The sequence below is a fragment of the Ruegeria sp. CDSB013 genome (assembly GCF_059611165.1).
This window is the reverse complement of sequence record NZ_JBXWPA010000001.1, coordinates 573,369-598,242: the sequence shown is the minus strand read 5'-3', so window position 1 is coordinate 598,242 and position 24,874 is coordinate 573,369. Positions and strand designations below refer to the sequence as shown.

28 protein-coding genes are annotated in these 24,874 nt (G+C 56.4%); 10 read left to right on the top strand and 18 right to left on the bottom strand.

All coding sequences use genetic code 11. The features are described from left to right. Positions 1 to 15 precede the first annotated feature (15 nt). Positions 16 to 1,176, top strand: coding sequence for an ABC transporter substrate-binding protein (locus AC2FJF_RS03010; RefSeq protein ID WP_496722807.1), 1,161 nt, complete (start codon positions 16 to 18; stop codon positions 1,174 to 1,176). A 71-nt stretch (positions 1,177 to 1,247) separates the two neighbouring features. On the opposite strand, the gene rpsI is transcribed toward AC2FJF_RS03010, so the two are convergent. Continuing rightward, positions 1,248 to 1,733, bottom strand: coding sequence for a 30S ribosomal protein S9 (rpsI, locus tag AC2FJF_RS03005; protein ID WP_058271904.1), 486 nt, complete (start codon positions 1,731 to 1,733; stop codon positions 1,248 to 1,250). Positions 1,734 to 1,738: 5 nt separating this feature from the next. Further along, the gene (gene rplM, locus AC2FJF_RS03000; RefSeq protein WP_496722805.1) at positions 1,739 to 2,197 is read right to left on the bottom strand and encodes a 50S ribosomal protein L13; all 459 of its coding nucleotides are present in this window, start codon (positions 2,195 to 2,197) and stop codon (positions 1,739 to 1,741) included. Positions 2,198 to 2,434: 237 nt separating this feature from the next. On the opposite strand from rplM, the gene AC2FJF_RS02995 reads away from it, so the two are divergent. Then, positions 2,435 to 2,797 carry a nuclear transport factor 2 family protein gene (locus tag AC2FJF_RS02995; protein ID WP_496722802.1) on the top strand — a complete coding sequence of 121 codons (363 nt, stop codon included), beginning with the start codon at positions 2,435 to 2,437 and terminating at the stop codon, positions 2,795 to 2,797. 4 nt (positions 2,798 to 2,801) lie between these two features. Here the strand turns inward: AC2FJF_RS02995 and AC2FJF_RS02990 are convergent, their stop codons facing one another. Continuing rightward, positions 2,802 to 4,205, bottom strand: a complete 1,404-nt coding sequence (locus tag AC2FJF_RS02990; protein WP_496722800.1) for an aminotransferase-like domain-containing protein — start codon at positions 4,203 to 4,205, stop codon at positions 2,802 to 2,804. A gap of 98 nt (positions 4,206 to 4,303) precedes the next feature. Between AC2FJF_RS02990 and AC2FJF_RS02985 the strand changes: the two genes are divergently transcribed. Then, positions 4,304 to 4,531, top strand: coding sequence for a DUF1127 domain-containing protein (locus AC2FJF_RS02985; protein ID WP_496722798.1), 228 nt, complete (start codon positions 4,304 to 4,306; stop codon positions 4,529 to 4,531). Positions 4,532 to 4,590: 59 nt separating this feature from the next. Here AC2FJF_RS02985 and AC2FJF_RS02980 read toward each other — a convergent pair whose 3' ends face one another. After that, entirely contained in the window at positions 4,591 to 5,034 is a 444-nt protein-coding gene (locus AC2FJF_RS02980; RefSeq protein ID WP_108858651.1) for a PaaI family thioesterase, read from the bottom strand. Positions 5,035 to 5,092: 58 nt separating this feature from the next. On the opposite strand from AC2FJF_RS02980, the gene AC2FJF_RS02975 reads away from it, so the two are divergent. The 4 genes from AC2FJF_RS02975 (at position 5,093) to gluQRS (ending at position 9,028) form a co-directional block, all read left to right on the top strand. Continuing rightward, the gene (locus AC2FJF_RS02975) at positions 5,093 to 5,878 is read left to right on the top strand and encodes an enoyl-CoA hydratase (RefSeq protein ID WP_496722794.1); all 786 of its coding nucleotides are present in this window, start codon (positions 5,093 to 5,095) and stop codon (positions 5,876 to 5,878) included. Positions 5,879 to 6,142: 264 nt separating this feature from the next. Next, positions 6,143 to 7,483: a methylenetetrahydrofolate--tRNA-(uracil(54)-C(5))-methyltransferase (FADH(2)-oxidizing) TrmFO gene (gene trmFO / locus AC2FJF_RS02970; RefSeq protein WP_496722792.1), complete on the top strand. Its 1,341-nt coding sequence runs from the start codon at positions 6,143 to 6,145 to the stop codon at positions 7,481 to 7,483. A 37-nt stretch (positions 7,484 to 7,520) separates the two neighbouring features. Further along, positions 7,521 to 8,135 carry a class I SAM-dependent DNA methyltransferase gene (locus tag AC2FJF_RS02965; protein WP_496722790.1) on the top strand — a complete coding sequence of 205 codons (615 nt, stop codon included), beginning with the start codon at positions 7,521 to 7,523 and terminating at the stop codon, positions 8,133 to 8,135. Beyond that, positions 8,132 to 9,028, top strand: coding sequence for a tRNA glutamyl-Q(34) synthetase GluQRS (gene gluQRS / locus AC2FJF_RS02960; protein ID WP_496722788.1), 897 nt, complete (start codon positions 8,132 to 8,134; stop codon positions 9,026 to 9,028). The genes AC2FJF_RS02965 and gluQRS overlap by 4 nt, the downstream gene beginning before the upstream one ends. 6 nt (positions 9,029 to 9,034) lie before the next feature. On the opposite strand, the gene hisI is transcribed toward gluQRS, so the two are convergent. Beyond that, positions 9,035 to 9,424, bottom strand: a complete 390-nt coding sequence (hisI, locus tag AC2FJF_RS02955) for a phosphoribosyl-AMP cyclohydrolase (RefSeq protein WP_496722786.1) — start codon at positions 9,422 to 9,424, stop codon at positions 9,035 to 9,037. A 48-nt stretch (positions 9,425 to 9,472) separates the two neighbouring features. Here hisI and AC2FJF_RS02950 point away from each other — a divergent pair, with 48 nt between their 5' ends. Continuing rightward, positions 9,473 to 9,925: an iron-sulfur cluster assembly scaffold protein gene (locus AC2FJF_RS02950; RefSeq protein ID WP_496722784.1), complete on the top strand. Its 453-nt coding sequence runs from the start codon at positions 9,473 to 9,475 to the stop codon at positions 9,923 to 9,925. A gap of 59 nt (positions 9,926 to 9,984) precedes the next feature. Continuing rightward, a complete protein-coding gene (locus AC2FJF_RS02945) occupies positions 9,985 to 10,623 on the top strand; it encodes a MarC family protein (RefSeq protein ID WP_058271582.1) in 639 nt (212 codons plus the stop codon). Positions 10,624 to 10,807: 184 nt separating this feature from the next. On the opposite strand, the gene AC2FJF_RS02940 is transcribed toward AC2FJF_RS02945, so the two are convergent. The 5 genes from AC2FJF_RS02940 to sciP form a co-directional block, all read right to left on the bottom strand. After that, complete coding sequence (locus AC2FJF_RS02940) at positions 10,808 to 10,930, bottom strand: hypothetical protein (RefSeq protein WP_496720389.1); 123 nt, start codon at positions 10,928 to 10,930, stop codon at positions 10,808 to 10,810. A 111-nt stretch (positions 10,931 to 11,041) separates the two neighbouring features. Beyond that, positions 11,042 to 13,132 carry an ATP-dependent DNA helicase RecG gene (recG, locus tag AC2FJF_RS02935; RefSeq protein ID WP_496722780.1) on the bottom strand — a complete coding sequence of 697 codons (2,091 nt, stop codon included), beginning with the start codon at positions 13,130 to 13,132 and terminating at the stop codon, positions 11,042 to 11,044. After that, entirely contained in the window at positions 13,129 to 15,255 is a 2,127-nt protein-coding gene (gene ligA, locus AC2FJF_RS02930) for an NAD-dependent DNA ligase LigA (RefSeq protein ID WP_496722777.1), read from the bottom strand. Before ligA ends, recG begins: the two co-directional genes overlap by 4 nt. Positions 15,256 to 15,379: 124 nt before the next feature. Then, positions 15,380 to 16,096: a response regulator transcription factor CtrA gene (gene ctrA / locus AC2FJF_RS02925; RefSeq protein ID WP_496722775.1), complete on the bottom strand. Its 717-nt coding sequence runs from the start codon at positions 16,094 to 16,096 to the stop codon at positions 15,380 to 15,382. A gap of 97 nt (positions 16,097 to 16,193) precedes the next feature. Next, positions 16,194 to 16,472, bottom strand: a complete 279-nt coding sequence (gene sciP / locus AC2FJF_RS02920; RefSeq protein WP_496722773.1) for a CtrA inhibitor SciP — start codon at positions 16,470 to 16,472, stop codon at positions 16,194 to 16,196. Positions 16,473 to 16,601: 129 nt separating this feature from the next. On the opposite strand from sciP, the gene mnmA reads away from it, so the two are divergent. Continuing rightward, on the top strand, positions 16,602 to 17,747 hold the full coding sequence (gene mnmA / locus AC2FJF_RS02915) for a tRNA 2-thiouridine(34) synthase MnmA (RefSeq protein WP_496722771.1): 1,146 nt from the start codon (positions 16,602 to 16,604) through the stop codon (positions 17,745 to 17,747). Positions 17,748 to 17,757: 10 nt separating this feature from the next. On the opposite strand, the gene AC2FJF_RS02910 is transcribed toward mnmA, so the two are convergent. The 8 genes from AC2FJF_RS02910 to AC2FJF_RS02875 form a co-directional block, all read right to left on the bottom strand. After that, entirely contained in the window at positions 17,758 to 18,333 is a 576-nt protein-coding gene (locus AC2FJF_RS02910; RefSeq protein WP_496704259.1) for a hypothetical protein, read from the bottom strand. After that, positions 18,326 to 19,492, bottom strand: coding sequence for a lipid-A-disaccharide synthase (gene lpxB / locus AC2FJF_RS02905; protein ID WP_496722769.1), 1,167 nt, complete (start codon positions 19,490 to 19,492; stop codon positions 18,326 to 18,328). The genes AC2FJF_RS02910 and lpxB overlap by 8 nt, the downstream gene beginning before the upstream one ends. Further along, positions 19,492 to 20,286: an LpxI family protein gene (locus AC2FJF_RS02900; protein WP_496722766.1), complete on the bottom strand. Its 795-nt coding sequence runs from the start codon at positions 20,284 to 20,286 to the stop codon at positions 19,492 to 19,494. Before AC2FJF_RS02900 ends, lpxB begins: the two co-directional genes overlap by 1 nt. A 3-nt stretch (positions 20,287 to 20,289) precedes the next feature. After that, a complete protein-coding gene (gene lpxA, locus AC2FJF_RS02895) occupies positions 20,290 to 21,075 on the bottom strand; it encodes an acyl-ACP--UDP-N-acetylglucosamine O-acyltransferase (protein WP_496722764.1) in 786 nt (261 codons plus the stop codon). Continuing rightward, the gene (gene fabZ, locus AC2FJF_RS02890) at positions 21,072 to 21,545 is read right to left on the bottom strand and encodes a 3-hydroxyacyl-ACP dehydratase FabZ (RefSeq protein WP_496722762.1); all 474 of its coding nucleotides are present in this window, start codon (positions 21,543 to 21,545) and stop codon (positions 21,072 to 21,074) included. The genes lpxA and fabZ overlap by 4 nt, the downstream gene beginning before the upstream one ends. Positions 21,546 to 21,617: 72 nt before the next feature. Next, the gene (locus AC2FJF_RS02885; RefSeq protein ID WP_496722759.1) at positions 21,618 to 22,202 is read right to left on the bottom strand and encodes an OmpH/Skp family outer membrane protein; all 585 of its coding nucleotides are present in this window, start codon (positions 22,200 to 22,202) and stop codon (positions 21,618 to 21,620) included. Positions 22,203 to 22,209: 7 nt separating this feature from the next. Beyond that, positions 22,210 to 24,570, bottom strand: a complete 2,361-nt coding sequence (bamA, locus tag AC2FJF_RS02880; protein ID WP_496722757.1) for an outer membrane protein assembly factor BamA — start codon at positions 24,568 to 24,570, stop codon at positions 22,210 to 22,212. A gap of 123 nt (positions 24,571 to 24,693) precedes the next feature. Then, positions 24,694 to 24,822 carry a hypothetical protein gene (locus tag AC2FJF_RS02875; protein ID WP_496722754.1) on the bottom strand — a complete coding sequence of 43 codons (129 nt, stop codon included), beginning with the start codon at positions 24,820 to 24,822 and terminating at the stop codon, positions 24,694 to 24,696. Between the last annotated feature and the right edge of the window lie 52 nt (positions 24,823 to 24,874).

The window sequence follows — 24,874 nt, the reverse complement described above, 5'->3', positions numbered from 1 at the left end:
AAAGGGAGGAGAAAGATGAAGAATGTGATCATGCGGCTGGCGGCGGCCACCGCTTTGACGGCTTCGGCGACCCTTGCCAATGCACAGACCCAGGGTGTCACGGATGATGAGATCATCATCGGGTCGGTCAATGACCTGAGCGGTATCTTCGCAGCCGTCGGTGTTCCGGCGACCAAGGGTGCAAATGTGGTGTTTGACCGCGTGAACGCCAATGGTGGCATACACGGGCGGACGATCCGCTATGTTGTTGAGGACAATGGGTATCAGATGCCGCGTGCGATGCAGGGCTATAACAAGCTGCTGAACCGCGACAAGGTGTTCGCAATGCTGCAGTCGCTGGGAACGCCGATGAATGTCGCGGGGTTCAAGCTGTTGGATCCAAAAGGTATTCCCAATGTTGCCCCTTTGTCTGCTGCACGGCAGATGTTGCAGGAGCCGATGGACAACAAGTTCACGGCCTTTTCCACATATTTTGACCAAAGCCGTGTCGGTGTGAAATATCTCGCTGAGCAGTTTGGTGGTCAGTCTGTGTGTTCGATGTATCTGCCAACCGATTTTGGTGAGGAGATCGTCGAAGGCACCAAGGCCGGTGCCGAAGAAGCCGGGATCGCTTTCGTCGCTGAGACCACGCACAAACCCGATGAAACGGATTTCGTGGGCTCACTCAGCAAGTTAAAGGAAGAAGGCTGCGATATCGTAACGATCGCTCTGGGCGTACGACAGGCTATCACAGTTGTCGGCACGGCCAAAAAGATGGGCCTTGCAGATATGAAGTTCCTTGGCACCTCGGCCAGCTTCCTGACCGTCGTCGCGCAAGTGCCGGGCGGTGTGACCGACGGTTTTTATGCCGCCGCATCCTGGCAGGATCTGTGGTCCCGCGCGGAAGATCCCGCCCCTGCCGCCTTTATCGAAGAATATAAAGCGGCAACCGGTGAAGATCCCGTCGGGTTCGCAATGCTGGGATATTCTGCTGCTGAAACGATGGTCAAAGCGCTTGAGGCTGCTGGCCCCGATCTGACTCATGAAAGCTTTATCGCGGCCATGGAAACGCTGGACTATCAGGATGAACTGGTTGGAAACCACATGACTTTTGGACCTGATGACCATCAGGGGGCCGACTCAGTGTACGTGAGCGTTGTCGAGGATGGCGCCTGGAAGATGGTGTACGAAGAATAACCGTACACGCATCCCAAACGAAAAAGGGCTCGCAACTGCGAGCCCTTTGAATTTGTGCACTCGGCAGCGAATTAACGCTTCGAGAACTGGAACGAACGACGCGCTTTGCGCTTACCGTATTTCTTACGTTCCACAACGCGGCTGTCGCGGGTCAGGAAGCCAGCAGCTTTCAGAGCACCACGCAGCGACGGATCGTACAGTTGCAGCGCTTTCGAGATGCCGTGCTTGACCGCACCGGCCTGACCGGTCAGGCCACCGCCTTTGACGGTTGCGACAACGTCGAATTCACCTTCAACACCGGCAACCTGGAACGGCTGGCGCAGGATCAGCTGCAGAACGGGACGCGCAAAATACTTGTCCTGGTCCTTGCCGTTCACGGTGACCTTGCCGGAACCCGGCTTGATCCAAACGCGGGCAACAGCGTCTTTACGCTTGCCGGTGGCATAAGAACGACCCAGCTCGTCACGTACGGGTTCACGCACGATGACTTCTTCGGCCACAACCTCAACGCCTGCAACGGCGCTCAGCTCTTCGAGAGTATTGATCTGATCAGCCATGGTCATTAGCTCCGGGTGTTTTTCTTGTTCATGGATGCAACATCCAGAACTTCGGGCGCTTGCGCCTCATGGGGATGCTCGGCACCGGCATAAACGCGCAGATTGGTCATCTGCTGACGTGCCAGACGGTTGCCCGGCAGCATGCGCTTGACCGCTTGGGTCACGACGCGCTCGGGGTGCTTGCCTTCAAGGATCTGCTGCTTGGTGCGCGACTTGATGCCGCCTGGGTGGCCAGTGTGCCAGTAGAAGTTTTCTTCGCGCTTCTTGCCGGTCATCTGGATTTTGTCAGCGTTGATCACGATGACATTGTCGCCCATGTCCATGTTCGGGGTGAACGACGCTTTGTGCTTGCCACGCAGGCGCATGGCGACGATCGAGGCAAGACGGCCCAGAACAACGCCCTCGGCGTCGATCAGGATCCATTTCTTGTCGATGTCTGCAGGTGTTGCAGAAAAGGTTTTCATGGCAGGATAGTCCTGTTTGATGTGAAAGACCGCCCACAAACGGAGCGGCCCGAATTCGATGTTGGGTATTTAGATGCAGGCGTAATGCGCGTCAAGAACGCTGAAACTTATTTTAATAAGCAATTACAGTATGTTATAAAATAGGTATTATTTTACCCCACAACTCAACAGATAAACCGCAATACATAAATGAACGTTAATTAACCCGGCAAGATCCGGAAAGGGAGATATTGCGCAATGAACTGGCAGCAGACCGTAAACGACTATGGGGCAGCATGGAAAGAACCTAACCGGGCGAAACGGCTTGAGATACTGGCCGGGTGCTTTGCTGAAGATGGCATCTATGTCGACCCCATGGCCGAGGTCAAAGGCCGCTCAAACCTATGCGATCATATCGGAGAGGTGGCGCAAAGCACGGGCGGAATGCTTGAGTTGACCAGCAAGGCCAATGGCCACAACGATGTCATTCATTTCACATGGCGACTGGTTGGCCCGGACGGCAGTGTAGTTGTCGCTGGCCACGATTTTGCGCATTTGGGTGCTGAGGGAAAGATCTCACATCTGGCCGGTTTTTTCGGCGACCCCGAACCAACGAGCTGAGTCTTTAAACGCTGATCTGTTCCGGCGGATTGTCCAGAAGCGCCCTCAGGCGCTGCATCGCGGCCTCGAACCGCTCCAATGACACGTGCCCGTTCATCGCAATGCGTACAGCGTTGGGGGCACGGCCGTCCCGCAGCGCGAACTCGTCGGCAGACCGTAACTGAATGCCTTCGCGCTCAGCAGCACGGCTGAATGCGGCGGCACGCCAACCCGACGGTAGGTACAGCCAGACAAACGGCACGTCCGGCGCCCAGTTAAGATCAAAGCCGCCAAGCGCATTGACCGTCACCCGGACATAATCGCCCATCCGGGCGCGGACGTCCCTGGCGATTTGCCGTGTCCGTGGATCAGACAGCAACAGCCGGGTCAGTTCTGCAAGTGGTTGCGCCAAACCGAAATAGCCGTATTCGGCTGAGCGCCGAAGATCGACGCTGCGTTCGCGCGGGGCGATGGCGAACCCGACGCGTAGGGCTGGCGTCAGGATCTTTGAGATCGACGAGACATGCCAACCTCGTTCAGGCGCCAATGCACGATAGCTGGGCTCGCGCGCATCCCCCATCCGATAACAATCGTCTTCAATGATCTGCAAATCATGGCGGCGCGCGACTTCCACAACCTCTTTTCGACGCTCCAGCGGCGTATGCGTTCCGGTTGGGTTTTGCACCTCGGGCGAGACGCAAACCGCTTGCGCCTGAGTCTGGCGCAAAATGTTATCCATGGCCTGAGGGTCAATTCCCCACTTGTCCATCTTCACGCCGACGACCTCGGCGCGCATCAACTCTCCTGCCCGACGGAAACCGGCATATGACAGATCCTCGACCAACACGACCGGCTTGGGACCGCGAAGGATCGTCTGAAATACAAGGCAAAGGCCGTTTTGCCCACCATGCGTCAGAACCACATCATCATGGGTCACTGTGCCAAGCGGCAGGTCTGAGAGCCATTCGACGACCGCCTGACGCATGGGTTGGTACGCATCGCGCGTCGGGTAGTTCATCAGCAAACGCGGATCGGCTTGGGACACTTTTTTGAGACATTCCCTGATCAAAGCCACCTGCCCTACATCCGGCAATCTGGGACTGAACAGGCTGACATCGGCGTTGTACTTGTCGTCCCGCAGGTGAAGTTGTCTTGCCCACACGTCGTCCAGCAACGGTGATTTCGGAGGGGCGACAAATGTACCACGTCCGACCTCGGCTTGTAGCAAGCCTTCTTCCGTCAGAATCGTATATGCCCGGGCAACCGTGCCTGGCGTGATTTGTAACCGATACGCAAGTTCCCGGACTGGAGGCAGCTTGGATCCTATCTCCAGTGCTTTGTTCTCAATCGCTTTTCGTATTGTGTCAGCGACCAGAGTATACTTGGGACCTTTGGATTTCGGGAGCGCCTCTGGCCAAATTGTATCCATTACAATTCTTCCTTTGCTTTTGACACAATCTTGAATGTATCACGCACATGTACCGAACACTAATACTTTGTGTCAATACAATTTGAAAGGATACCCAGATGACACGCCATATGCACAACCCCGCCCTCATGCTGCTGAACGATAGCCCTCGGCTGCCGATGATCGCCGCGCTGGCCGTGCGGTTTGCGGCGACTGTCACGCAGTGGGAACGACAGCGCCGCAGCAGGGTCAACCTGTCAAAGCTGGACGATCGGATGCTTAAAGATGTGGGCCTGACCCGCCCTCAGGCTGACCGAGAGATCAAACGCTATTTCTGGCAGTATTAAAATATCCCCAGTCCCTATTGGGACCTCTTCCTAGGCCGGGTTTCATACCCGGCCCTTTTTTATCCAAATGCCGCAGCTGCAGACCCCGCCGGTGGCAATGAATAGGTCATCGTAGCCCGCGCCACGGGTTTGTCTGAGCCTTCCGAGAACATCAGAACATCGCCTACCGCAAGCGTCTTGCCCAGTTTTAGCAAGCTGCAGCGCGCGATCATATCGTTGGCCCCATCGGGTTTGCGCATGAAATCCATCGAACACCCCGTCGTCACCGCCAGCGACTGACGTCCTTTCAATGCAAGGATCATTGCATAGACGCTGACATCGGCCAGACCGAACATCGACGGGCCTGAAACTGTCCCCCCTGGCCGCAGATGCCTGTCCCCGACCTTCAGCCGCATGGTGATTGAGTTTTCATCCAGGCTGTCGATGACAAAGTCCTTCTCGACCTGTGGAAAAACCTCGACCAGATAATCTGACAGTTGTTCGCGGTTCAAAACCAACGACATACTTCCCCTCCTCGAATTGCCACCCTAGAGTTGGCCCGACATCAGATCGGAGAGCAAGATGGGAATTCTGGAACGTAACGACATGAATGGCGTTGCCCGGTTGAAAATGAACGCGCCAGAGCGCTTGAATGCCCTGAGCGAAGAGATGCTGGCAGCACTTCAGGCTGAATTCGACGCCTTAAGCAACGACTCGAGCATTCGCGCTGTGATCCTGTCCGGCGAAGGCAAGGCGTTTTGCGCAGGTCACGATCTGAAACAGATGACTGCGGGACGTCAGAGCGAGGATGGGGGAAAAGCCTACTTCCAGGACTTGTTCGCGCAGTGCGCAAAAATGATGCTGTCGATTCAATCCCTGCCCCAACCCGTGATCGCGCAAGTCCACGGCATCGCCACGGCCGCCGGCTGCCAACTGGTGGCCACTTGTGATCTTGCGATTGCAGCCGAAGGCACGCGCTTTGGTGTAAACGGGGTCAATATCGGGTTGTTTTGCTCGACCCCTATGGTGGCCCTCAGCCGGAATATCCCCCGGAAACAGGCATTTGAGATGTTGACGACAGGCGCGTTCATCTCCGCAGAACGCGCGACAGAGCTGGGCCTGGTCAATCGCGCAGTACCCGAAATGTTGTTGGAACATGAAACGATGGCGCTGGCCGAACACCTGGCGGACAAGCTTGGATCAGCGGTCAAAGTGGGCAAACAGGCCTTTTACAAGCAATTGGATATGCCGATCGAACAGGCCTACGGCTATACCGGAGAGGTAATGGCGCAGAATATGATGCATCGGGATACCGAAGAAGGAATATCTGCATTTATCGAAAAAAGACCGCCAAATTGGGAACAATAACGAGATTATTTAAGGAAATTTTCGCGACTGTTCGCAATTTAGTCCTTTTCAAAAGGGCCACACTGTGGCAAAGCTGAGACATGGCTTAGGCCCAAATACGCTTTTGGGTCGCTGTAGGCGGAAGGTCCCTCCAAGCTGGTTTCTCTCACCGGCGCTGACATTCCCGCTGCGGCGACCCCAAGTACCCTCCTTAAATTACTAGCTAATCAACGCGAAACTTGGCGTGTGTTGCGTTGCGCGATGCTGTGCCCTATGTGGCACCTCATGACACAGAAATTGCATATAGTTGGCGGCGGCATGGCAGGGTCCGAGGCGGCCTGGCAAGCAGCGGAAATGGGCGTGGACGTTGTGATCCACGAAATGCGGCCCAAAGTGGGCACTTTTGCGCACCAGACCGGCAATCTGGCCGAGATGGTGTGCTCGAACTCCTTCCGCTCGGATGACGACGAACAAAATGCAGTCGGTCAGCTGCATTGGGAAATGCGGGAAGCCAACGGCATCATCATGGGCACGGCCGATACGCATCGCCTGCCCGCCGGTGGCGCATTGGCCGTGGATCGTGATCCGTTTGCCGAAGCAGTGACCGCCAAGTTGCAGGCCCATCCACGGGTTGAGGTGACGGGCGAAGAAGTCACCGCCCTGCCCGACGACGGCCACTGGATCATTGCGACGGGTCCGCTGACATCCTCGTCGCTGGGCGAGTCGATCAGGGCTCAGACAGGTGCTGAGGCTCTGGCGTTCTTCGACGCGATCGCGCCCATTGTCTATGCCGACAGCATCGACATGAGCCAGGCATGGATGCAGTCACGTTATGACAAGGGCGAAACCGAAGAGGAGCGGACGGCCTATCTGAACTGTCCCATGGACCGCGATCAGTATGAGGCGTTCATCGACGCCCTGTTGGCGGCGGACAAAACAGAATTCCACGAAGGTGAAACTGCCGGGTATTTTGACGGCTGCCTGCCCATCGAGGTTATGGCGGAACGCGGCCGCGAAACGCTGCGCCACGGTCCCATGAAGCCAGTCGGCCTGACCAACCCGCATCAGCCTGACGTCAAACCTCATGCCGTTGTGCAACTGCGCCGAGACAACGCGCTGGGCACTTTGTTCAACATCGTCGGTTTTCAGACCAAGATGAAATACGGCGCTCAGACCGAAGTGTTTCGCATGATCCCGGGGCTTGAGAACGCCAGTTTCGCGCGCCTGGGCGGGATTCATCGCAACACGTTCATCAACTCTCCGACATTGCTGGACGCGCAGATGCGGCTGAAATCAAAGCCGAATATTCGGTTTGCCGGCCAGATCACCGGCGTCGAGGGTTATGTGGAAAGCGCTGCAATGGGCTTGTTGGCTGGGCGGCTGGCTGCTGCCGAGATCCTGGGGCGTTCCCTGCCCGAGATCCCGCAGGACAGTGCCATGGGCGCGTTGATACACCACATTACCGGCGGGGCCGAAGCCAAGACCTTTCAACCCATGAATGTCAACTTTGGTCTGTTTCGCCCGGTTGATGGCCTCAAAGGCGGTCGCCGGGGCCGTAAGGACCGGTACAAGGCCTACACCGACCGGGCCAAGACGGAATGGACCGACTGGTTGGCGCATTGCTGACTGGACGCATTGCACCCTACCGGCCTAACATACGGGTATGAGCGACAAATACCTCAAAGACGCCTACGGGCTTGATACGCCCGAGGCGACACGTACGCATTATCAGAAATGGGCCTCGTCATACGACGCCGAAGTTGGGTCACATGGCTACGCCACGCCTGGCCGCGTGGCCGAGGCGCTTTGGTCCCAGATGCCCGAACCGCAGACGCCTGTTCTGGATTACGGTTGTGGCACGGGTCTGTCCGGCAAGGCCCTGCATGATACGGGATTTCAGGTAATCGATGGTGTGGATCCCACGCCCAAGATGCTTGAAGGGGCAGCCGCTAAGGAGGTTTACAGAAACCTCACGACGTTTGAGATCACCGATCCGGAACCGCTGGAGCAAGATGCCTATAAGGCAATCACCGCGATTGGCGTGATCGGAACCGGTGCCGCCCCGCCAGAAACATTTGATCTGTTGATGAAAGCGCTGCCCAAAAGTGGCCTACTGGCCTTTTCCTTCAATGATCACACGCTTGACGATCCGTCCTATACCACCCGTTTGAACGATTGGCTGGATATGGGCGCCGCGCGGCTGCTGTTTCGGGAATACGGGCCGCATCTTCCCGGAATGGACCTTAAATCTGACGTATATGTTGTTGAGAAGACGTGACATTCATAGCCAGATTTGCCCCATCTCCAACGGGGCCGCTTCATCTTGGCCACGCCTATTCTGCACTTCTTGCCAGTGATATGGCCGCCGCTGAAGGCGGTCAATTTTTGTTGCGGATCGAAGACATCGACCGCTCCCGCTGCCGGGTAAATTGGGAAGAGCAGATTTATGACGATCTGACTTGGCTAGGATTGAACTGGCCAGAACCCGTGATGCGGCAATCGTCCCGTTTGTCGACCTACGAAGACGCTCTGAGGGCATTGTGGTCGCGGGGCTTGCTGTACCCGTGCACGTGCAATCGTCGGGACATTGCCGCAGCCGCCGGGGCACCACAGGAAGGTGTTCCTCTGCATGGGCCTGATGGGATCATTTATCCGGGCACGTGCAGGGATGTGTCAGATCGAACGGGGCCGATCCCGCACGAAACGCCCCTTCGATTGGACATCAAAATGGCTGCGCGTGTGGTTCCCGATCTGTTTAGGATCGCCACTCAACCCTCTGCCAAAAAATCTTTTTTCGAAGAAACTGGCGTGGGACCAAACGGGGAATCGGGCCCAGTCGCTTTCACTGCTGATGAGTTGCGGGACACAATCGGAGACGTGGTATTGTCCCGGCGCGATATGGGAACATCCTACCATCTATCCGTCGTTCTGGATGATGCGGAACAGGGCGTGTCCCACGTCGTACGCGGTCAGGACCTATTCGAGGCGACGCGTATCCATGTTCTGTTGCAGGCCCTGCTAGGCTTGCCGACACCTGTCTATCACCATCATAAGCTGATCCGAGATGACTTGGGCAAACGTTTGGCCAAGCGCGACGATGCGCGCGCCATCGCCAAATATCGTGCTGATGGAGTTACCGCGGATCAGGTTCGGGCCATGGTCGGGCTGTGATCGGCCCTAATCCATCGGCCGCATCAATTCGACCTCATCGCCATCCCGCACTGCGGTGTAGAAACAGGTGCGCCGGTTCGTGTGGCAGGCAGCACCGGTCTGTCGCACCAGAACCAGCAGGCAGTCGCGATCACAATCGACGCGAAAATCGACCAGTTCCTGAACATGCCCCGAGGTTTCACCCTTGATCCAGAACGACTGACGTGACCGTGACCAATACGTCACGCGGCGCGTTTCAAGAGTTTTTTCAACCGCTTCTGCGTTCATCCACGCCATCATCAACACCTCGCCAGAAGCTTCATCCTGTGCGATCGCCGGAATCAGACCGGCGTCGTTAAACTTCAGGCTAGACAGATCGAAAGTGACGGTCTCGGACATTGTAAAAACCTTTTGCATCCCGGTGGATGGCCACTATGTATGGGGAACACGCAACGAGGGAAAGCCATGTCTGGCGAGAACGACCTGATAAAGCTCTATTCTGGGCGCATTCTGGCCCTGGCTGCGGATATTCCGCATCTGGAACGACTGGAAAACCCAGATGCGACCGTCAAGAAACGTTCGCCTTTGTGCGGGTCTACCGTAACCGTGGACGTCAAGGTTGAGGACGGCCGCGTTTCCGAGTTCGGTCAGGACGTTAAGGCCTGCGCCTTGGGTCAGGCCTCGGCCTCGGTCGTTGGATCCGCTGTAATTGGCACCACGCGCGCGCAAATCGAAACAGCGCGGGATCAGCTGTCGGCTATGCTAAAGAAAGACGGCCCTGCACCGGACGCACCGTTTGACGGGCTGGAAGTTCTCATGCCTGCGCGTGATTATAAGAACCGTCACGCTTCGATCCTGCTGGCGTTGGATGCCACTGCTGAAGCTATGGAACAAGCCGAACAGGCCAACTGCGCCTGAAGATGGTAATTCAATTCAAACCCATCTAACCTCCGCCATAGTTTTGGGGAGAATTTGGTTTGAATAGTTTGCTGGAGCATTTTGTTACCCTGTGGGTCGTTATTGATCCGATTGGAACAATTCCCGTTTTTATCGCCGTTACAGCCGGGCTTGGCGCTGCGGCGCGTCGCAAAACAGCCCTGTTGGCCGCGCTCATCAGTGCCGGTGTTTTGCTGTTCTTCCTTGTTTTCGGGCAATTGCTGATCGAGGCGCTGGATATCGGGTTGAACTCGTTCCAAGTGGCCGGAGGGATCATCCTGTTCCTGTTCGCCCTGACGATGATCTTTGGCGAAAGCAAACAAGAGGTTGAACAACGCGCAGCAGAAGACGATCAGGAAGACAAATTCCACAAGCCCAACCCTGCGATCTTTCCGTTGGCGGTACCTTCATTGGCGTCACCGGGTGCAATGCTGGCCGTTGTTATCCTGACCGACAACAACCGGTTCAGCGTGGCGGATCAAGGTATCACGGCAATGGTTATGTTATCCGTTGTGGCCATCGCCTTCGTTTTGATGCTGCTGGCCGAGCCGATCATTCGACTGATTGGCCATTCAGGTGCCGCCATTATCAGCCGCATCATGGGAATGATCCTGGCGTCGGTTGCCGTGAATTCGGTACTGTCTGCGATGCTGGAAATCTTCAAAACCGGACAGCTATAAAAAAACCGCCGCACCTTCCGGGCGGAAAGGGCGGCGGTAGGCAATGCGTGTCTCGCGTGGGATCCGTATTTCCGCGCAGGGCCGAGGCTGGCCCTTTCAAGGGAATTGGGACAGGCAGGTCACCCTTGACTGAAATGGGGACGACAGCACGGTGTTTTCGGCACGAGATCGCAGGCAGAAAGGGTCAGAACGTTCCGGGAAGGTGAAGGGCAACCACCAGCATCACCACCAATGACACCGCACCTGCCGCATCCTGCAATAGCGTGGAATGCGAACGGCTTATGGCGGTCTTGATCTGGGTCAGCATGGTCTCACCTCCGGTCTTGTTTTAATCCTTTGTTGACCTTTTGTTCTCATATTTTACCGAGTCGGTAAAGAACTTTTTGAGAACATTAGTGAACTTTACGGAACGATATTGCTAACCCACTGAAATTAAACGGATTGCCTGATCCTGTTTCATGAGCCACAGCAGAACACGGACAGCCTGCCCGCGTTCGGTGGTCAAGTTCGGGTCTTTGGACAACAGGTTTCGTGCATCCGTCTGCGCAACAGCCATCAATCCGGCCTGACGCTCCAGATCAGCGATCCGGAACTTTGGTAGCCCGGATTGAGCCGTGCCAATCAGATCCCCTGCGCCGCGCATCTGCAAATCGGTCTCGGATATCCGGAATCCGTCTTCCGTCTCTCGCAAAACCTCCAGCCGCTTCCGCCCGCCCTCGCTTAGCGGTGGTTGATACATGAGCAAGCAGGTCGAATCCGCCTCGCCCCGTCCAACGCGGCCACGCAGCTGGTGTAACTGCGCCAAACCGAATATTTCGGCCCGTTCGATTACCATGATCGAGGCGTTGGGTACATTCACTCCGACCTCGATCACAGTCGTTGCGACCAGAACCTTTGTGTGCCCTTTCTGAAACGCAGCCATCGCGGCGTCCTTTTCGGCAGCGGGCATTTGGCCATGGACCAGCCCGACTGTGCCTTCGCCCAGCACCGCCCGCAGCCGTTTGAACTGTTCTTCGGCAGCTGTCAGGTCCGAGACCTCGGATTCGTCGACCAGCGGACAGACCCAATAGCACTGACGTCCTTCATCGATGGCCCGACGTAAATGCGCTACGACGTCATCCATACGCTCGGTACTAATAATCGCCGTTTTGATCGGTTTCCGTCCTGGTGGCTTTTCATCCAGAACAGAGACGTCCATGTCCCCGTATTGCGCAAGCGCCAAACTGCGGGGGATCGGGGTGGCGGTCATCACCAGAACATCCGCGCCCTGCCCTTTTTCCGACAACTCCATCCGTTGCCGCACCCCGAACCGGTGCTGTTCATCCACAATGGCCAGTCGCAGGGCATGAAATTCAACATCGCTCTGAAACACTGCATGGGTGCCGACAAGGATGTGAATGTTACCCTGTTTCAGAGCGGCCAGCTTTGCACGCCGTTCAGCGCCCTTGTCCCGCCCAGTCAGGATTTCCAGAACCACCCCGGCTTCTTCGGCAAGCGGGCGCAGGCCTTCCAGATGCTGCCTAGCGAGGATCTCGGTCGGGGCCATCATAACACCCTGCCCACCAGCCTCGACCGCGACCAGAAGTGCCATGAAGGCGACCAGAGTTTTCCCTGCACCCACATCGCCTTGCAGCAATCGGTTCATCCGCGAGTCTGAGCCCATGTCGGCAGTTATTTCCTTGATCGCACGTGTCTGGGCCCCGGTTGGTTTGTAAGGCAGATTAGCAAGAACTTTGGCCTGCAGAGCACCAGTGCCGACGCTCACGATGCCCCGAGCCTTACGCTCGCGCTGTCGCGCCAGAGCCAGCGTCACCTGATGGGCAAACAGTTCGTCATAGGCAAGGCGTTCCCGGGCTGGCGCGTGCGCGGCCACGTCATCCGCACCTTGTGGGTTGTGTGCCGCGGATACAGCCGTCGCCCAATCCGTCCAGCCCTGTTTTGACGCTTGCGCTGGGTCAATCCACTCAGCCAGCTGTGGCGCGCGTGCCAATGCGCTGCGTGCGGCCTTGTACGCCGTTTTTTGGGTGATGCCCTGTGTCAGGTGATAAACTGGCTCGAACTCAGGAATGTCATCCGCGCTTTCCACGGGCAGCATGTGATCCGGATGGACCATCTGAGCCATGCCGTCGAACAGTTCGAGCTTGCCAGAGATCACACGACGACTGCCTTGCGGCAAAACTTTATTCAAATAATCTCCACGTGCGTGGAAAAAGACCAACTGAAACTCGGTCTGAGTGTCTTCGACGTGAACGCGGTAAGCCCCGCCCTTGTTTCGCGACGGCCTGTGAGTGCCGACCGTGACCTCAACCGTCAAAGTCGTTGGCAGATCAGCCCCTTGGATTGTATCGCGCCGCCTGCGGTCCACTACAGCGTAGGGCAAGCCGAACAGCACATCACGCGGCGACTCGATCCCTGCCTGCACCATTGTCTGCGCAGTTTTGGGGCCAACGCCTTCCAGCGTCTCCAGCCCGGCGAACAGGGGAAACAGGATTTCGGGACGGCCGCTCATGCGGTGCCGATCAGTTGCAGCCACTCATCTTCGTCCAGGGTTTCGATCCCAAGCTCTGCTGCTTTCTTGGCTTTTGAACCAGCACCAGGGCCGGCCACCAGCAAATCGGTCTTCTTGCTGACCGAACCAGAGACCTTGGCCCCCAGCGCTTCGGCCCGGGCTTTGGCTTCGGCACGGGTCATCTTTTCAAGTGACCCCGTGAAGACAACCGTCTTGCCAGCCACCGGACTGCCCGATGTGTCAGGTCGTTTGGCGTCCTGCACGTCCAATTGTGCAACCAAAGCGTCGACGCTGGCGCGTTCTGCATCTTGCGCAAATGCGGACACCAAGGCGCGCGCCATGACGTCACCTACGCCATCTATGCCCAAAAGCTCGTCCCACTCAGGTCCTTCGAAATCAGCGGCTGCGGTGACGGCGCGCTCAAATTCTGTCCAGGCGCCATAGTGGTTCGCGATCAAGTTCGACGCCGCCTCTCCGACATGTCGAATACCTAATGCAAAAAGAAGGCGTCCGAATGGGATTTGGCGCTTTTCATCAATTGCGGCCCAAAGGTTCCCGGCACTTTGCGCACCCCAGCCCTTGCGGTTGTCGAGTTTGTTTAGATTGGCCGCATCTCTGTTCTGCAGTGTGAAGATGTCCACCGGGGTTTTGATTGGTAAGTCCGGGTCATCGTAGAACATTTCAATCTGCTTGGCGCCCAACCCCTCGATATCGAACGCCTTCCGAGATACGAAATGTTTCAGTTTTTCCACGGCTTGCGCGGGGCAAATAATTCCACCGGTACAACGTCTAACGGCATCGCCTTCTTCCCGAACCGCATCACTGCCGCATTCAGGACAGGTTGTGGGAAAATCATAAGGTTGCGCGCCATCTGGACGTTTCGAAATGTCGACATCCGCCACTTTGGGGATCACGTCGCCCGCGCGATAAACCTGCACCCAGTCGCCGACCCTAATGTCCTTCCCATCCCGGATCGTACCGCCCTTTGCATCGCGACCGGCGACATAATCCTCGTTATGCAGCGTGGCATTGGACACGACGACGCCACCAACAGTTACCGGGTGCAGCCGGGCAACCGGGCTGAGCGCACCCGTTCGACCCACCTGAATGTCGATGGCTTCCAGCCTCGTCCATGCAAGTTCAGCGGGAAACTTATGCGCAATGGCCCATCTTGGGGTCGTGGACCTGAACCCCAACCGGGCCTGCAGCGCCAAGTCGTTCACCTTGTAGACAACGCCGTCGATGTCATAGCCAAGAGTGGCGCGTTGGGCTTCGATGCTGCGGTAATGTCCGATCAACTGATCTGTTGTTTCGCACAATGCTGTCAGTGGGTTGGTTGAGAAACCGAATTCCGCCAACCGTTCGATGGCACCCATTTGTGTATCGGCCAAGGGGGCTGACAATTCACCCCAGGCATATGCAAAAAAACCAAGCGGACGGGATCGTGTTATTTTCGCGTCAAGCTGCCTCAACGACCCTGCGGCAGCGTTTCGTGGATTTGAAAACACCTTTTCGCCCAGCTCTGTCTGTCGCGCGTTCAGCTTGTCGAAGTCTTCATGAGACATGTAAACTTCACCGCGCACCTCCAGAACCTCCGGGGCGTTTTTGACGCTGTGCGGAATGTCTGAGATCGTCCGCGCGTTCGCAGTCACGTTTTCACCAATCTCGCCATCGCCTCGGGTCGCCGCCTGCACGAGCTCACCCTGTTCGTATCTTAGCGATAGGGACAGACCGTCAATCTTGGGTTCAGCAGTAAAAGCCAGCTCGGCCGAGTCGCCCAATCCCAGATATTTGCGGATTGACCTGTCAAAATCCGAAACGTCCTCATCGTTGAACGCATTGCCCAGGGACATCATCCTGACGGCATGTACGAGTTTTGAAAATCCCTCTGCCGGTTTTGCGCCCACTTGATCTGTGGGGCTGTCGGACCGTTTCAGCTTAGGAAAGCGTGCCTCGATGTCAGCGTTTCGCCGCTTTAGCACATCGTAGTCCGCATCCGAGATCTCGGGGGCGTCCTCGGCGTGATACAGCGTGTTGGCCCGCGCAATCAATTCCGCGAGCCGCGCCAGTTCGGCACGTGCCTGATCTTCCGTCAGTTCTGTTACCGCAATTGAGTCGCTCATGGCCTCGCCCTGTCACATAGTCTTTGAACCCAGTGATAGGGCGAGGCCATGGCTAGGTCCAGATGTGCTGTTACGTGAGTGAGGGGGTCGCCCTGGACCAACGGCGACCAGATTTCACTGAAAATCAGGCTCCAACAGCGATCCGCCGGTCGTCCAAGCTGTTGCTTTGCGGATCGCGCAGCACATAGCCCCTGCCCCAAACAGTTTCGATATAGTTTTCGCCACCTGTAGCATTGCTGAGTTTCTTGCGAAGTTTGCAGATAAAAACGTCGATAATTTTCAATTCGGGCTCGTCCATGCCGCCGTAGAGATGGTTCAGGAACATCTCTTTGGTCAGCGTTGTACCCTTCCGCAGGCTCAGCAATTCCAGCATCTGGTATTCCTTGCCGGTCAGATGAACGGCTTTGCCTTCGACCTCAACCGTTTTAGCATCCAGATTCACCGCGACACGGCCGGTATGAATGACGGACTGCGAATGCCCTTTGGACCGGCGAATGATCGCGTGAATACGAGCGACCAGTTCCTCGCGGTGGAACGGTTTGGTCATATAGTCGTCGGCGCCAAAGCCGAAACCTTTGATCTTGCTTTCGGTATCGTCAGCGCCCGACAGGATCAAGATGGGGGTTTCAACACGCGCGATGCGCAGCTGTCTCAGCACTTCGTGCCCGTTCATGTCTGGCAGATTCAGATCCAGAAGGATCAGGTCATAGTCGTACAACTTGGCAAGATCGATGCCTTCCTCGCCCAGGTCCGTCGCATAAACGTTTAGATTGGCATGCGTCAGCATCAATTCGATGCTTTTCGATGTGGTCGGATCATCCTCGACGAGAAGTATACGCATTTACTGCTCCAATTTAGTCAACTTACCAATTTCAAAATGAGCCTGATCAAAAATGGTTAATCTGACGTTACCGTTGAATCATTTATTCACATTCATCTTAAAGTTGTCGATATTTTTTTAAGGCCGTGACTTTCAAAGCGTCTGTTCCGTGCTCAGCGACTGCAGAAACCCAGGAATTGAACTCTTCATCGCTAAGCCCATACCGCTTTTTGGCGTCTGACAACGAAATCAGCCCGTAAAGAACGCCGCGCACCACAACCACCTTGCGCGATGCGACCCATCTGGTCGTCTCTGCAGGTGGTAGATCGCTACGCGATAAAACCGTTCCATCCGGCAGGGTTACGGACCTTGGCCCTTCGACTTTGTGCAAATACATCTCTTGACCCTTTTTCAGCTGCGACAAAGCTGCCGACAGCCTACTTAATGCCGGGTGAAACCGCCCCTTGAGAGTGTGTAGAATTTTCCTATATTCTGCCGGTCTTTCTTAACCCGCACTGGAATCGTCATGGCCCTCGATACCGAGACACCGCTGAACTCGCTTGGCTTTGCCAAACCCCCGTCGGAAACACGGGTGGTTGTTGCCATGTCCGGTGGCGTGGACAGTTCGGTTGTCGCTGCATATTTGGCAGATCAGGGTTATGACGTGGTTGGCGTGACGCTGCAGCTGTATGATCACGGCGCGGCCTTGGCCAAGAAAGGCGCATGCTGCGCCGGGATTGATATCCATGACGCGCGGCGTGTGGCAGAGGAACGCGGTTTTCCGCATTATGTTCTGGATTACGAGAACATCTTCAAAGATGCCGTGATCGACGAATTCGCCGACAGCTATCTGGCCGGGGCGACTCCGGTCCCGTGTATCCGGTGCAATGAGCGGGTGAAGTTCAAGGACCTTTTGGAAACCGCCAAGGACCTTGAAGCCGACTGCATGGCGACTGGCCATTATATCCAGCGCAAGATGGGCGCGAACGGGCCAGAGCTGCACAGCGCCGAAGACGCGAACCGGGATCAGTCCTATTTCCTGTTTTCCACTACGCCTGAGCAGTTGGACTTTCTGCGTTTTCCACTGGGCCACTTACCCTCGAAGGACGCAACCCGAGAGATGGCCGCGCATTACGGGCTGTCGGTGGCAGACAAGCCCGACAGTCAGGACATCTGCTTTGTGCCCGATGGCAACTATGCCAGCGTGATCGAAAAGCTGCGCCCCGGTGCGGCGGAACCAGGTGAGATCGTTCATTCCGACGGTCGAGTGCTGGCGCAGCATAACGGCGTTATTCACTACACCATCGGTCAGCGCCGCGGACTTGGTATCGGCGGGCTGAGCGAGCCTTTGTATGTGATAAAGTTGGACGTAGACAAAAAGCAGGTTGTGGTTGGCCCGAAAGAGCTGCTGGCGACCCGGACCGTTCCGGTGCGCGAGATCAACTGGCTGGGGGATGAACCTTTTACTTCACGCGACGAATGGCATCTGTCGGTCAAGGTGCGGTCGACCCGCCCGCCGCGTGAGGCGATTATCCGACCTCTGTCTGAAACGACTGCCGAAGTCGAATTGCTGACACCCGAGGAAGGCATTTCGCCCGGTCAGGCCTGCGTGTTCTATTCCAATGAAAGCAGCCGCATATACGGAGGCGGCTGGATCTGGCGCGGTTACTGAGGAACCCCGATCACAAGACGTCGGTCGGGCTGTTCACCAGAATATACAGTCCGACTGCCACCATGATGTAAGGTGCAATCCTGTCAAGGCGGGCAAAACGCGGACCTAAAACCTGAGCGCGTGGTGCGCCCCAACTTGCAATCCCGATTAACGTCGCCAGTGCGCACCCGGCCCCGATCAAGGCCGTCAACCGAAACGCTGGCGTCGAATCCGCGAACAGCGGAGTCATAGCCGCAAGCGTATCAATCGATAGCGTCAAAAACAGCGCGACGACCGAGGTGATGGCCCCTGTATCAGGCAGTTGACGCCCGCCCGACCCTTTCCGTTGTTGCCAAATGCCATAAAGGCCCAGAGACAACGGGATAATCCCAAGATAACCGACCCAATTCAGAAACCGGCTGTGATCCAGCCCGCTGGCAATCACAAGCGACAGGCTCAGAATTATCATTTGCGCCGCGGCAAAGCCAAAGACGGCTCGGCGTGTCTCCATCACCATGATCAGGCCAAACAGGATGACCAGATTGTCCAGGTTAGTTGATATGGTCACGATCGCAGCGGAAAATGCGAACAGGATGTGTTCAATCATGGCGATTGGGCAGCCTGTTCAAAACCGCTCGGGCCGCCCGCAGACCCGGTGCCTCACCACCGCGCCCCAGACGGTCCATGGTCACATCCATCGCGCTGCGCTGCGCATCCGGACTAGTGGCAACGTCCGACAATGCCGTGGCAATCTTATTCGGTTCGCAATCATCCAGCAGGCATTCGGGAACCGCGCGTGTTTCAGACACCAGATTGACAAGGGTCGCCGTGTCCAGATTAACCATGCGCTTTGCGATCAGAGTAGTCAGCCAGTTCAGATTGTAGGCTATGACCATTGGCGTAGCCTGTGCCGCCAGTTCCAATGAAACTGTCCCAGACGCCGCCAACGCAAGGTCGGCCGCAGCAAAAGCGGCCCTTTTCTGCGCCTGCGCCTGGTCCGAGGGCAAGTCTCGGGGGTCAACCACGACGGGCGACCCTGGCCAGTCCTGAACATGTTCGGTGACCGCATCAACCATATGGGCCACAGCTGGCACGACAACGCGCGTGTCAGGGCGCTGTTTCACAAACTCGATTAACGCCTGACCAAAGACCGGAGCCAGTCGATCCACCTCACCCCGCCGCGAACCGGGCAAGGCCAGAACAATGGGCGCTTGGCCTAGACCGTAGGCCTCGCGAAAAGCCTGAATGTCTTGTTCGGTCGCCGCTGGTTCGCTGACCACCGGGTGCCCGACAAAGTCACATTCCATCCCCGCGCGCTGCATATAAGGCGGCTCGAACGGCAACAGCGCCAGCACATGATCGATGACCTTGGCCATCTTGTCCGCACGCCCGGGACGCCAGGCCCAGACGCTGGGGGCGACATAGTGAACCGTGCGAATAGTACCTTGCGCTTTGACCAGCTTGGCAACCCGCAATGAGAAATCGGGACTGTCGATGGTGATCAGAACGTCTGGATTGCTATCCAGAACAGCCTGCGCTGTCTCAGAAATCCGACGTTTGAGGTGAAAGAACTTGGGGAGAACCTCGACCAGTCCCATGACCGACAATTCGGACATGGGAAAAAGGCTGTCCAACCCTTGTGCCTGCATCAGCGGGCCGCCAACGCCCTGAAATTCAACTCCTGGTACCAGCGCGCGCAGGCCTTCCATCAATGCCCCGCCAAGCCGGTCCCCCGAAGGTTCACCGGCGACGACGAAAACCCGCATCAGTTCGTCCGCTCGCGGACATACAAAAACAGGCCCAGCCGATCACATTCCGCGATCACGCGGTCTTTCTCAAGCACAAGGACGCCGCCCTTTTCGATCACAATTCCCGACAGCCCCGCCGCAACTGCGCCAGACACAGTATCAGGCCCGATCGCAGGCAGATCTGCACGAACGTCCTGATCCGGTTTCGGGGCTTTGAACAGAATGCCGCCGCCCGCATCCGGGCGCTGAGTCAGAGACTGCAACATCCATGCCGTGCCGAAGATACCCTCAATCGCCAGCGCCTGCCGTTTTGAAACCACGCAGGCCTGCCCGACATCCGCAGCACCCATCGCCCGGACGATACCCGATGCACGGTCCGCATCCGTCAGATCGGCCTCAGACGGTTGCGCCTGCGTCAGACACCCGAGTTTTGGAAGAAGGTTCGGCGCGATTTCGTGGGCTGCCTTAACCTCCAGACCTGCATCCTCAAAAATGCCGATGACCGCGCGCAGCGCCGCATCATCGCCGGACATGATGGCTTGTTGCAGGATTGGGACCAAAGGCATTGTTGCAGCATCGATCCTTGCAGGATCAATGGGCGGGCGGCCTACGGCACCTGCCATGCAGATCTGGGTCACACCCCGCGCCTTGATGTCGGCGATAAAGGTTCCAACCTTCTCCAATGGAAACTCGACATCCGGGGATAAAGTATCCGGGCGGAAGCCTTCCATCGCGCAGACCACCGGGCGGTCGGACAGTTGCGCGACAACTTCACCCGGCAAAACGCCTGTTCCCGCAATCAGCGCCAGCATTGTTTATTTCCCCGGTGTAAGGAAAGACCGATCCGAATGTCCGGTCACGAAATCGACGATCCGCTGAACGTATTCGCTTTCGTTATCCGTGCCGACCCGGTGCGCGCGCTCCATGAACGTACCATCGCCAGTCGACAATTCGCGGAAGGCCGCCCGCAAAGCGGCAATATCCTCACGTGAGACACCGCGCCGTTTGAGGCCGACGAGATTTAGACCATCAAGTTCGCCACGCGGCGCCTGAACCAGGCCATATGGGATCACGTCATTCGGAACCATGGTCAACGCGCCGATGATCGCGCCGCGCCCAACGCGGACCCACTGGTGCAATCCAGAGATACCACCGACAATCACGTCATCCTCAATGATGCAATGACCCGCAGCGCCGGCATGGTTCACCATGATCACCCGATTGCCGATCTGGACATCGTGGGCCACATGCACGCCCGCCATCAGCAGACAATCATCCCCAATCCGCGTAACGCCGCCGCCACCATCGGTCCCGGTATTCACCGTGACATGTTCGCGAATCCGGTTGCGTTTACCGATCTCAAGGCTCGTGTTTTCACCGCCGAACTTCAGATCCTGCGGGATCTCTCCGATGACCGAAAAGTTGAAGATCACGGTCTCTTCACCAACCGAAGTATCGCCGGTCACGACAACATGCGACTTCAGCTCAACCCGATCGGCCAACTTGACTTGGGGACCCACATAGCAAAACGGACCTACGACGCAGCCTTCACCAATCTGCGCGCCGTCTTCGATGATTGCGCTTGGGTGGATGCCGCTCATGTGGTCTTTTCCATATCCCAGTCGACATAGGCCGAAAACTCGGCCTCGGCCGCGACCTCGCCATCGACTGTGGCGCGACCGGCAAATTTGAAGATCTTGCCGCCTTTTTTGCCGCGGACCGTTTCGACATGCATTTCAAGCACGTCACCCGGGATCACCTTGCGACGGAATTTGCATTTGTCGATGTTCATGAAATAGATCAACAGCTCACTGTCGATCACATCCATGCCCACGCCCAGCATGACCCCTGCGGTCTGTGCCATCGCCTCGACAATGGTTACACCCGGCATGATCGGGGTTCCCGGAAAATGCCCCTGGAAATGCGGCTCGTTCATGGTGACGTTCTTGATGCCAACCGCCGATTGATAGCCCGAGATATCGACGACCTTGTCGACCAGCAGAAACGGATAGCGGTGGGGCAATATCCGCTGGATCAGCTGAATGTCTGCGCTTTTGGTTTCCGTGGTCATAGTGCAGTCGTCCCGTTGTGGATTTCTCTTTGACGCGTGGTTAGCAACACCGCGCCTCAAGGGCAAGCAAACCTATTCTTTGCTTTCGTCTTCAAGTTGGCTGCCATCGCCAATCTGTTCATTGATCCGCGCAATCGCCGTGTCCGTCACATCGGTTCGGTCCGAGCTGAGAAAGACATTGGAACGTTCGATAACGACCGACGCCCCGGATTCGCGTAACAGCTCGATCAGGATCGGTTGCACCAGAACCAGAAAGGTCTGCCTGGCTTCCTCGCTTCGGCGTGCAAGGGCGTCCAGTTTGGCGCGCTGGCCTTCACGGTGCGACTGAACCTTGTTGTCAAACGCCTCGGCCAGCGGGCGAAATTGTTCGGTTGGCAGTTCTGCGCGCTTTTCGGTCAGGTCTTTTTCTTCCTTGCTCAGCTCAGCGACAATTCGTTCATTCTCGTCTGCCAGCAATGCGCCTTCGGTTTCGATCTCGCGCATGACGCGCCGACCGAATTGCGACTCGGAAAACAACCGGTCGCTGGACAGGGTCAGAACATTCGCCTGAGGAACACCCAATTGCTGCGCCTGAGCGGTCGACACGCAGGCCAGCGCCAGAAAAACGCACAGGGCCCGAAATGGGCCCTGCGCACTTAATTTTATCAAGTTCAGCATCTGGCGATCAGAACCGCGCCTGAACGGTCAGGTCAAAGTTCTGTTCCTTGTCGAAGTCTTCTTTCTTCAAAGCTTTCGAGAAGTTGAACCGCAGAGGGCCAAAAGGCGTTTCCCACAGAACCGACACACCGATCACGTGGCGGACAGACCCGTCCGCGCCCACGATGTCGGCACCAGCGGTGTTTACGTTGTTGATGTTGTAGACGTTACCAACATCATAGAACACGCCGCCCCGCAGACCCAGTTCTTCGGGCAGGCCAAGCGGGAAGTCCGATTCAAACCGGGCAACCCAGTAATAGTTACCACCGATGGCATCGTCCTGACCATTCGACAAGTCACGCGGACCCAGACCCGCAGGTTCAAAGCCACGAAACGTGTTCGGACCAATCAAGAAGCGGTCGATCACGCGGCTGAAGTCGTCGCCCTGCCAATGCAGCGCACCTACTTCCATCGATGCCCGCAGAACAACTTCCTCGTTCAGGACACGTGTCTGCGCGATGCCGCGCGCTGTTGTTTTGTAGAATTCGTTGTCGCCGCCAAGACCGGCCGCATCAACGCCTACCTCAAACAAAACGCCCGCATTCGGATTCAAACCACCGCGACGGCTATCATAGAGGTAGGATACGCCCAGCGTGCTGGATGTCCGCTTACCCTGCTCGATTTCCGAAGCGATAACAGCGCCGTTCACTTCATCGTCCTGCTGCGTCATCTCGCTGCGGTTCCATCCATAGCGGAGACGGAGCGAAGACAATTCGCTGATTGCGTAGCTCAGCTGCGGCTCGAAGAAGACGCGCTTGGTATCGTAGCTCGCAAAGCTCGAATTCGTCGATGCCAGACCAAGACCGAGATCGAACTGCAACCGGCGACCCAGCAAATATGGTTCGGTGAAGTTAATGATGTATTGCTCGGAATCCTGCGCCGTCGAAAGGGTCAACCCAAGGTTTTGACCGCGACCCAGGAAGTTGGATTCGTTCAGGCCAATTGCAATCCCGAAACCGTCTGAAATCGAGTAGCTACCACCAAGGCTTAACGAGCCGGTGGGCTGTTCTTCGACGTCCACATCCACAATCACCTGGCTGGGCGTGGAGCCTTCGCGCGGCTCAACATCTGCCACGGCAAAGAATCCAAGGGCACGGATACGTTCGGCACTCTGGCGGATTTCGCGCGGGTTGAACGGATCACCTTCGACCGTATCGAACTGGCGGCGGATCACGCGGTCAAGTGTCGTTGTGTTGCCTTCGATGTCGATACGTTCAACAAAGATCCGCGGACCTCTGGTCAGAACAAACTGAACGTCCAGCGTCAGATCACGTGGATTGCGCGTGACCCTCGGTTCGACCCGCAGGAAATCAACACCCTGTTTCAAACCCAACCGTTCCTGGCGAGCGATCGAGCTTTCGATCAGCGACGGGGAATAGGTCACACCTGGACGGATTTTCAACGCTGCTTGATATGCGGCAGGGTCCACCCCGGGAATTTCACTGACGGTCGAAATCTTACCGAATGAAAATTTTTGCCCTTCGGTGATGTTCATCACAAGGAAGAAGGCGTCACGTTCGCGGGTAAATTCGACGTTTGCGCTGTTCACACGGAAATCGACGTATCCACGCGACAGATAAAAGTCGCGGATGACCTGTTTATCGAATTCGATTCGGTCAGCGATAAACGTGTCGCCGCGCAGGAACGTGCGCAGAATGTTGGCTTGCTTAGTCTCAAGAACTCTGCGCAAGCGGCGATCCGAGTATGCCCGGTTGCCGACAAAACTAACACGCTCGACCTCGATCGTTGTGCCCTCGGCAATTTCAAAGACAAGATCGACGCGGTTGTCGCTGCGGCGTATGATACGCGGGATGACGGTTGCGGAAACGCGGCCCTGCGCGGAATAGATTTCGGCGATCTGATCTGCATCGGCTTCAGCAAGCTGAGGCGTAAAAACCCGACGAGGCTGAGAATTGATCGCCTCAAGCAGAACGTCGTCCTTTACGCGGCGGTTGCCTTCGATGCTGATCTGGTTGATCGTCGGATATTCTTCGACCTCGATCACCAGAGTGCTTCCACGCGGCGTCAGTTCAACTGTCTCAAAAACACCACTGTCAAGCAAACGCTGAAACGCATCGTTCAACTGTCCGGCGGTCACTGTCTGACCTGGCTGAATTCCAGTCCGGGCAATGATTGTCGAACTTTCGATCCGCCTGTTACCCTCAACATCGAACGAATTGATCGTGTAGTTTTGCGCGCGCGCAACCTCCGGCAGGAAGGTAAAGCTTGCTACAAAAACAAAAGAAAAAATACGTAGCGTCTGCCACAAAATATTGTTTACTGGCTTCTGCCCCCCGCAGGATGTGCCTGCGCCTCGCCTATCAGTCATTTTTTTCTACCCGAATTTTAGGACTTTATTGTTGAGTAGCGAGATTAGGTTTCCTTGTCAAAAGACGAAAACACAAAGCGGCCCAATGGGCCGCTGCTAATCGTGTTCAATTAATGGTAAGAATCACATGTTGACCAAGAAGGTCCAACTGCCAATGGCGAGTGCAGTCGCACCGAAAAACAGCAAAAAGTCCCAGTTCAACATGAACAGGAAGCTAAAGCTTTGATACGATTTTCGAAGTGCCTTGGTCATTTGAGCATCTGCCACATAAAATTGAGACGCGATAAAATTATCTGCGGATTGA

What these genes read in the sequence shown, in the direction of transcription:
- AC2FJF_RS03010 (WP_496722807.1), top strand. Translation starts at nt 16, where the DNA reads ATGAAGAATGTGATCATGCGGCTGGCGGCGGCCACCGCTTTGACGGCT.
- rpsI (WP_058271904.1), bottom strand. Translation starts at nt 1,733, where the DNA reads ATGGCTGATCAGATCAATACTCTCGAAGAGCTGAGCGCCGTTGCAGGC.
- rplM (WP_496722805.1), bottom strand. Translation starts at nt 2,197, where the DNA reads ATGAAAACCTTTTCTGCAACACCTGCAGACATCGACAAGAAATGGATC.
- AC2FJF_RS02995 (WP_496722802.1), top strand. Translation starts at nt 2,435, where the DNA reads ATGAACTGGCAGCAGACCGTAAACGACTATGGGGCAGCATGGAAAGAA.
- AC2FJF_RS02990 (WP_496722800.1), bottom strand. Translation starts at nt 4,205, where the DNA reads ATGGATACAATTTGGCCAGAGGCGCTCCCGAAATCCAAAGGTCCCAAG.
- AC2FJF_RS02985 (WP_496722798.1), top strand. Translation starts at nt 4,304, where the DNA reads ATGACACGCCATATGCACAACCCCGCCCTCATGCTGCTGAACGATAGC.
- AC2FJF_RS02980 (WP_108858651.1), bottom strand. Translation starts at nt 5,034, where the DNA reads ATGTCGTTGGTTTTGAACCGCGAACAACTGTCAGATTATCTGGTCGAG.
- AC2FJF_RS02975 (WP_496722794.1), top strand. Translation starts at nt 5,093, where the DNA reads ATGGGAATTCTGGAACGTAACGACATGAATGGCGTTGCCCGGTTGAAA.
- trmFO (WP_496722792.1), top strand. Translation starts at nt 6,143, where the DNA reads ATGACACAGAAATTGCATATAGTTGGCGGCGGCATGGCAGGGTCCGAG.
- AC2FJF_RS02965 (WP_496722790.1), top strand. Translation starts at nt 7,521, where the DNA reads ATGAGCGACAAATACCTCAAAGACGCCTACGGGCTTGATACGCCCGAG.
- hisI (WP_496722786.1), bottom strand. Translation starts at nt 9,424, where the DNA reads ATGCAAAAGGTTTTTACAATGTCCGAGACCGTCACTTTCGATCTGTCT.
- AC2FJF_RS02950 (WP_496722784.1), top strand. Translation starts at nt 9,473, where the DNA reads ATGTCTGGCGAGAACGACCTGATAAAGCTCTATTCTGGGCGCATTCTG.
- AC2FJF_RS02940 (WP_496720389.1), bottom strand. Translation starts at nt 10,930, where the DNA reads ATGCTGACCCAGATCAAGACCGCCATAAGCCGTTCGCATTCCACGCTA.
- recG (WP_496722780.1), bottom strand. Translation starts at nt 13,132, where the DNA reads ATGAGCGGCCGTCCCGAAATCCTGTTTCCCCTGTTCGCCGGGCTGGAG.
- ligA (WP_496722777.1), bottom strand. Translation starts at nt 15,255, where the DNA reads ATGAGCGACTCAATTGCGGTAACAGAACTGACGGAAGATCAGGCACGT.
- ctrA (WP_496722775.1), bottom strand. Translation starts at nt 16,096, where the DNA reads ATGCGTATACTTCTCGTCGAGGATGATCCGACCACATCGAAAAGCATC.
- sciP (WP_496722773.1), bottom strand. Translation starts at nt 16,472, where the DNA reads ATGTATTTGCACAAAGTCGAAGGGCCAAGGTCCGTAACCCTGCCGGAT.
- mnmA (WP_496722771.1), top strand. Translation starts at nt 16,602, where the DNA reads ATGGCCCTCGATACCGAGACACCGCTGAACTCGCTTGGCTTTGCCAAA.
- AC2FJF_RS02910 (WP_496704259.1), bottom strand. Translation starts at nt 18,333, where the DNA reads ATGATTGAACACATCCTGTTCGCATTTTCCGCTGCGATCGTGACCATA.
- lpxB (WP_496722769.1), bottom strand. Translation starts at nt 19,492, where the DNA reads ATGCGGGTTTTCGTCGTCGCCGGTGAACCTTCGGGGGACCGGCTTGGC.
- AC2FJF_RS02900 (WP_496722766.1), bottom strand. Translation starts at nt 20,286, where the DNA reads ATGCTGGCGCTGATTGCGGGAACAGGCGTTTTGCCGGGTGAAGTTGTC.
- lpxA (WP_496722764.1), bottom strand. Translation starts at nt 21,075, where the DNA reads ATGAGCGGCATCCACCCAAGCGCAATCATCGAAGACGGCGCGCAGATT.
- fabZ (WP_496722762.1), bottom strand. Translation starts at nt 21,545, where the DNA reads ATGACCACGGAAACCAAAAGCGCAGACATTCAGCTGATCCAGCGGATA.
- AC2FJF_RS02885 (WP_496722759.1), bottom strand. Translation starts at nt 22,202, where the DNA reads ATGCTGAACTTGATAAAATTAAGTGCGCAGGGCCCATTTCGGGCCCTG.
- bamA (WP_496722757.1), bottom strand. Translation starts at nt 24,570, where the DNA reads ATGACTGATAGGCGAGGCGCAGGCACATCCTGCGGGGGGCAGAAGCCA.
- AC2FJF_RS02875 (WP_496722754.1), bottom strand. Translation starts at nt 24,822, where the DNA reads ATGACCAAGGCACTTCGAAAATCGTATCAAAGCTTTAGCTTCCTGTTC.